This window comes from Micromonospora sp. M42, from assembly GCF_000568915.1.
Lineage (GTDB): Bacteria > Actinomycetota > Actinomycetes > Mycobacteriales > Micromonosporaceae > Micromonospora > Micromonospora chalcea.
In genome coordinates this window covers 1359874-1365745 of record NZ_KK037233.1, presented here as the reverse complement: position 1 = coordinate 1365745, position 5872 = coordinate 1359874, and the positions used below count along the sequence as shown (strand labels likewise).

Annotated in this window: 6 protein-coding genes and 2 pseudogenes; 6 read left to right on the top strand and 2 right to left on the bottom strand. The window is 73.9% G+C overall.

The window, feature by feature from the left end:
- A pseudogene (locus tag MCBG_RS05985) lies at positions 1-462 on the top strand (hypothetical protein); the annotation flags it as partial.
- A 297-nt stretch (positions 463-759) separates the two neighbouring features.
- On the opposite strand, the gene MCBG_RS05980 reads toward MCBG_RS05985, so the two are convergent.
- Positions 760-1029, bottom strand: coding sequence for a DUF2795 domain-containing protein (locus MCBG_RS05980; RefSeq protein WP_030502657.1), 270 nt, complete (start codon positions 1027-1029; stop codon positions 760-762).
- Between the two features lie 166 nt (positions 1030-1195).
- Between MCBG_RS05980 and MCBG_RS31515 the strand changes: the two are divergent.
- Positions 1196-1429 (top strand): annotated as a pseudogene (locus MCBG_RS31515) (DUF2267 domain-containing protein); the annotation flags it as partial.
- A gap of 183 nt (positions 1430-1612) precedes the next feature.
- Here the strand turns inward: MCBG_RS31515 and MCBG_RS05975 are convergent.
- Positions 1613-2791 carry a CaiB/BaiF CoA transferase family protein gene (locus tag MCBG_RS05975; RefSeq protein WP_043324590.1) on the bottom strand — a complete coding sequence of 393 codons (1179 nt, stop codon included), beginning with the start codon at positions 2789-2791 and terminating at the stop codon, positions 1613-1615.
- A 243-nt stretch (positions 2792-3034) separates the two neighbouring features.
- Here MCBG_RS05975 and MCBG_RS05970 point away from each other — a divergent pair, with 243 nt between their 5' ends.
- Genes MCBG_RS05970 through MCBG_RS05955 form a run of 4 tightly spaced genes read left to right on the top strand, consistent with a single transcriptional unit; the run spans position 3035 to position 5790 of the window.
- Positions 3035-4069, top strand: a complete 1035-nt coding sequence (locus MCBG_RS05970) for a TerC/Alx family metal homeostasis membrane protein (protein WP_043324589.1) — start codon at positions 3035-3037, stop codon at positions 4067-4069.
- Between the two features lie 50 nt (positions 4070-4119).
- Positions 4120-4719 (top strand): sulfite oxidase-like oxidoreductase, encoded by a 600-nt coding sequence (locus MCBG_RS05965; RefSeq protein WP_043324587.1) that lies wholly within the window; start codon positions 4120-4122, stop codon positions 4717-4719.
- A gap of 40 nt (positions 4720-4759) precedes the next feature.
- A complete protein-coding gene (locus MCBG_RS05960) occupies positions 4760-5479 on the top strand; it encodes a ferredoxin reductase (RefSeq protein WP_181373828.1) in 720 nt (239 codons plus the stop codon).
- A gap of 17 nt (positions 5480-5496) precedes the next feature.
- On the top strand, positions 5497-5790 hold the full coding sequence (locus MCBG_RS05955; RefSeq protein WP_043324582.1) for a DUF6510 family protein: 294 nt from the start codon (positions 5497-5499) through the stop codon (positions 5788-5790).
- Positions 5791-5872: the final 82 nt, after the last annotated feature.

The following is a 5872-nucleotide window of genomic DNA, read 5'->3' as shown; positions in this document are numbered from 1 at the left end:
GCACGCCGGGTGGGAACGGGGCGCGGATGGCCCGCTCGCGCCACGAGGACCGGGTACGCGTGCTGCGCGCCTGCCGGGCTGCGCGGCGACCTGGCCGGGCTCGCCGACACGCTCGGCGACCTGGCCCGCACGGTCGTCGACACGTACCGGGGCGACCTGCGCCGGCTGCGCACCGCCGCGCGTCAGGACCCGGCGGGGGAGCGGCGGCTGCTGACCGCACTGCCCGGAGTGGACGACGAGGTGTGCGACCTGTTCCTGCGCGAGGCGCAGGCGCTGTGGCGCGAGGCGGCGCCGGTAGCCGACCGGCGAGCGCTCGCGGCGGCCCGCCGGCTCGGCCTGGGCCGTACCGCCGGTGACCTCGCCGGGCTGGCCGGCAGTGGTGAGTCGGAACGACTGTCGTGGCTGGTCGGAGCGCTGGCGCGAGTGGACCTGGAACGCCGGTACGCCGAGGTGACCGCCTGAGCGCGTACGTGCGCCCGGACACAGTTCCGCGATTCTCACCCGTTCGGCTGATGTTGCGTCGTATGATGATCGTGGCAGCGATGCCCGCCCGGTTCGGGCGAACATCTCACCGCCTCGCGGTCGCGACCCGGTTCGGGCGTGAACCGCGGGGGACAGGTGCTGCGTGGCGCCCCAGGTCGCGGTTCGTGACCCGGGGCGCTCGCCTGTCCGGGCTGCGCGACCGGCCACAGAGGAGCCCAGCTTTTCCGCACGCGCAGAGGCCGGCGGCCGTGTCGCCCGCCGGCTCTCCCGCCGTGCTCAGATGCCGCGCAGGTGCTGCGACACGCGCGGGTGGTTGTCCCGGGCCTGCGCCGCGCGCTGCGAGCGGCTCACCTCCGGGGCCGCGTCGATGCCGGCCGAGCGGGCCACCTCGGTGCCGTTGGCGTAGTCCACCGGGGGCAGCGCGCGCAACGCCCGCAACACGTCCGGCGGCGCGCCCTCCCGCTCCGCCTCGCGGATGACGTCGTCCTTCCCGGCCGGGTAGTCCAGCGCGGACAGGTACTCCAGGACATCCGAGTAACTCGCCATCAGTCGGGCTCCTCGCGGCAGTAGTTGGGGTCACGACCGGGCGGCGGTTACCCGCCGCGCCGCCGCTCACGCCCGCCGCCGCCGGAAAACCTGCCGCCCCGTCGCAACCGTTTCCGCCGCGCCGGGGCGGGTAGCCGCGCTGGGCGCACCGAAGGGGGTACCACCGATGCACTACCTGACGTTCGTGGGCCGGGTCGCCCGGCTCACCGGCACCAGCGAGGACCGCGCCGCCACGCTCACCGCGGCCACCCTGGAGACGTTCGCGCAGCGCCTGACCGGTGGCGAGGTGCTTGACCTGGCCGCGCAACTGCCGAAGCCGCTGCAGGGGCTGCTCAGCCCGTACCCCGCGGGACGAGGCGGCCGAGCGGTTCGGCGCGCGGAGTTCGTGACCCGGGTCGCCCTGCCGGGTCGACTGCGACGAGAACACCGCCCGCGACGCCGTACGCGCGGTGTTCACCAGCTGCGCGAGCGATCGGCGGCGGCGAGTTCCAGGACGTCGTGGTCCAGTTCCCGCGCGACTACCGCGACATGGTGGAACCGGCGCTCGCCCCGGCCGCCGCGCGCCGGCGCTGACCGCCCACGATCAGGCGATCACACCGTCCGCCCGCAGCGCGGCGATCCGGGCGGCGTCCACCCCCGCCTCGGCGAGGACCTCGTCGGTGTGCTCGCCCGGCCCCGGCGGCGGGCGCCGCACACTTGTGGGGGTGGCCGAGAAACGCGGCGCGGGCGCCGGCTGGGTGACCCCGTCCGGCGCGACGAAGGTGTCCCGGGCGCGCAGGTGCGGGTGCTCGGGCGCCTCGGCCCAGTCGAGCACCGGCGCCACGCAGGCGTCAGTGCCGGCCAGCAGCTGCGTCCACTCGTCCCGGGTACGGGTGCGGAACAGCCGCGCCCAGGCGGCCCGCAACGCCGGCCAGTTCGCCGGGTCGTCCCGGTCCAGCGCGTCGCCGCTGTCCGGGCCGTCGTCGCCGTCCAACGGGAAACCGGTGAGCCGGACCAGTTCGGCGTAGAACTGCGGCTCCAGCGCGCCGACCGCCACGTACCGCCCGTCGGCGCACTCGTACGTGTCGTAGAAGGGCGCGCCGCCGTCGAGCAGGTTCACACCGCGCGGGTCCTGCCACAGCCCGATGCCGCGCAGCGCGTGGATCTGGGTGGCCAGCACCGAGACGCCGTCCACGATGGCAGCGTCGACCACCTGGCCGGGCGCGCCGCCGCGTACCGCGTACAGCGCCGCGACCACGCCCAGGGCCAGCATCATGCCCCCGCCACCGAAGTCGCCGAGCAGGTTCATCGGCGGCACCGGACGCTCACCGGCCCGGCCCACCCCGTGCAGCGCCCCGGTCAGCGCCAGATAGTCGATGTCGTGTCCGGCGCTGTGCGCGAGCGGGCCGTCCTGCCCCCAGCCGGTCATCCGCCCGTACACCAGGCGCGGGTTGGCGGTGAGGCAGTCGTCCGGGCCGAGGCCGAGCCGCTCGGTCACCCCGGGCCGGAAGCCCTCCACCAGCGCGTCGGCCCGGGCGGCGAGCGCCAGCACCAGGTCACGGCCCGCGGGCTGCTTCAGGTCCACCGCGATCGAGCGGCGGTTGCGGTTCAGCAGGTCGCCCGGGAACGCGCCGAACCCGCCGCCGCCGGGCCGGTCGATGCGCACCACGTCGGCGCCGAGGTCGGCCAGCATCATCGCCGCGAACGGCCCGGGGCCGATCCCGGCCAGCTCGATCACCCGTACGCCGGTCAGCGGTCCCTGGACTGTCACCTGCGTCACCATAGGGGCCGCGGTGACCAGGCGCCATGCCCTGAACCGCCGCCCAGTCTGTTGACCAGGGCAAGCATCCGTGTCCCGACTTGGCGTCCGGTCCGGCGGTGACCTAGCCTTGTCCAGGCGAGGGGAGTACTTCCCAAAAATCATTCCGGTCAGTACGGCAAGCCGCCGAGGCGAGCCCCGGGTGGTTGCCCACGGAAACGTGGGTGAAGGAGACCTCGAACATGACACGGTGTTCGAGGAGGTTCCATGCCCGAATTGTCCCCGCTGGCTGCGGCCGAACTGTCGTCGGTCGGCACGCCCACGCTGTGGGCGGTGACGATCGTCGGCGTGCTCGTGCTGCTGGTGCTCGACTTCCTGGTCACCCGCAAGCCGCACGAGGTCTCCATCCGTGAGGCCCTGGGCTGGTCGGCCTTCTACATCGCGCTGCCGCTGGCGTTCGGCGCCTGGATCTGGTCCCGCTGGGGCAGCCAGCAGGGCATCGAGTACCTCACCGGCTACCTGGTCGAGAAGTCGCTGTCGGTCGACAACCTGTTCGTCTTCATGCTGCTGCTCGCCGCGTTCGCGGTGCCCTCCGTCCTGGCCCAGCGGGTGCTGCTCTACGGCATCGCGGGCGCCCTGGTGCTGCGCGGTGTGTTCATCGCGCTCGGCGCCGCCGCGCTCAAGACGCTCGACTTCGCCTTCCTGCTCTTCGCGCTCATCCTCGTCGCCACCGCGGTGAAGCTGCTGCGCGACGCCCTCAGCGGGCACGAGCAGGAGGTCGACATCAACAAGATGCGGTCGGTGCGGCTGCTGCGCAAGGTCATGCCGGTGGTCGACGAATACCACGGCACCCGGATGACCATCCGGCAGAACGGCCGCCGGGCGCTCACCCCGTTCGCGCTCGTCGTGGTCGCGGTGCTGGCCACCGACATCGTGTTCGCCGTCGACTCGGTGCCCGCCGTCTACGGCATCACCGAGGACCCGTACCTGGTCTTCGCCACCAACGCCTTCGCGCTGCTGGGCCTGCGGGCGCTCTACTTCGTGCTGCACGCCGCGCTGAGCCGGCTCGTGCACCTCAGCTACGGCCTGGCCGTCATCCTGGCGTTCATCGGCCTCAAGCTGGGCCTGCACTGGGCGCACGGCATCTGGGAGGGCGTGCCGGAGATTCCGACGCTGGCCTCGCTCGGCGTGATCATCGGCGTCCTGGTGATCGTCACCATCACCAGCCTCCGGGCCACCCGCAACAGCGGCGACGGCCAGCGCACCATCGTGCACGAGGTGCAGGGCGGAGGCGGCGCCTGACTCGGTGGGAACCGCTGCCCCGGCACGGCCGGCGGTGGTACGACTGACGGGTGGGAATCGTCTCGCCGGGCTTCCAGGGCCGGCCCCGTTCGTCCGCGACCGACCTGCCGCCGGGGCAGTACCTCACCGAGGACTTTCCCGTGCTCTCCGCCGGCCCGACGCCGCGGGTGCCGCTCGACACCTGGGAGTTCGTGCTGACCAGCGAGACCGGCGCGGAGTACCGCTGGTCCTGGGACGAGATGATGGGCCTGCCGCAGGACACGCCGACGGTGGACCTGCACTGCGTCACCCGCTGGTCCAAGCTCGGCACCACCTGGCAGGGCGTCTCCCTGGACACGCTGCTCGACGGCGTCGACACCACCGCCCGGTACGCGCTGGCGCACTCCTACGGCGGCTACACCACCAACCTGCCGCTGGACGACCTGCGCGGCGGGCGGGCCTGGGTGGTGCACACGTACGACGGGGGGCCGCTGCCGGCCGAACACGGCGGCCCGGCGCGGCTGCTCGTGCCGCACCTGTACCTGTGGAAGTCGGCGAAGTGGGTGCACGGCATCCGGCTGCTCGTCGACGACCGGCCCGGCTTCTGGGAGACCGCCGGCTACCACGACTACGGCGACCCGTGGCGCGAGCAGCGCTACCAGGGCGACTGAGGTGACCGCGCAGGCGCAGGGCCGCCGCGTCGCGCCGCTGATGTGGCGGGTGGCCCGGCTCGTCGAGCGGCGGATCGAGACGCCCACCGCGCAGACGCTGGTGCTGGACGTGCCCGGCTGGCCCGGCCACCTGCCCGGGCAGCACGTCGACCTGCGCCTGACCGCCCAGGACGGCTACCAGGCCGCCCGGTCGTACTCGCTGGCCGGCCCGGCCGACGGTGAGCGGATCGAGGTGACGGTGCAGCGGGTGCCCGACGGGGAGGTGTCGCCGTACCTGACCGACACCTACGCCGAGGGCGACCCGATCGAGGTGCGCGGGCCGGTCGGCGGCTGGTTCGTCTGGCGTACCGACGAGACCGCGCCGGTGCTGCTGGTCGGCGGCGGATCCGGCGTCGTGCCGCTGATGGCGATGATCCGCGCGCGCCGGGCCGCCGGCAGCCGCACCCCGTTCCGGCTCGTCTACTCGGTGCGCACCCCGGACGACGTGATCTACGCCGACGAGCTGCGCCGCCGCGCCCGCGACGACCAGGGCCTGGACGTCGCGTACGTCTACACCCGCGCGGCGCCCGACGGCTGGCGCGGCGAGCCGCACCGGATCGGCCTCGCCGACGTGAACAGCCACGGCTGGCCGCCGGACCTGGAGCCGCTCTGCTACGTCTGCGGCCCCACCGGATTCGTGGAGACAGTGGCCGACCTGCTGGTGGGGCTGGGCCACCCGACCCGGCGCGTGCGGACCGAACGGTTCGGCCCGACCGGCTGACGACCCGAGGAGAGCGGATGACCGACCTGTCCTACCTGGATGGCAACATGCTCGACGGGCCGTTGCGCGAGGTGTTCGCCGTCGACCTGAGCGCCACCACCGGGCGCTGCGACACCTGCGGGATGACCGGCCCGATGGCCGGGCTACACGTCTACTCGCACGCCCCGGGCCTGGTCGGGCGATGTCCCGCCTGTTCCGGAGTGATGGTGCGCCTGGTCCGCGCGCCGCAGCGGGCCTGGCTGGACCTGCGCGGCACCACGTACCTCCAGGTGCCCATGCCGGCCGAGCCGGCCTTCCGCGCCGCGCCCTGACGTCTGCGCCGGGGCCGGGCTGCGCCTTCCGCGCCGGCGCAGCCGCCCGACGAGCTGCCCGACGGTCACCGGCACCACGGAC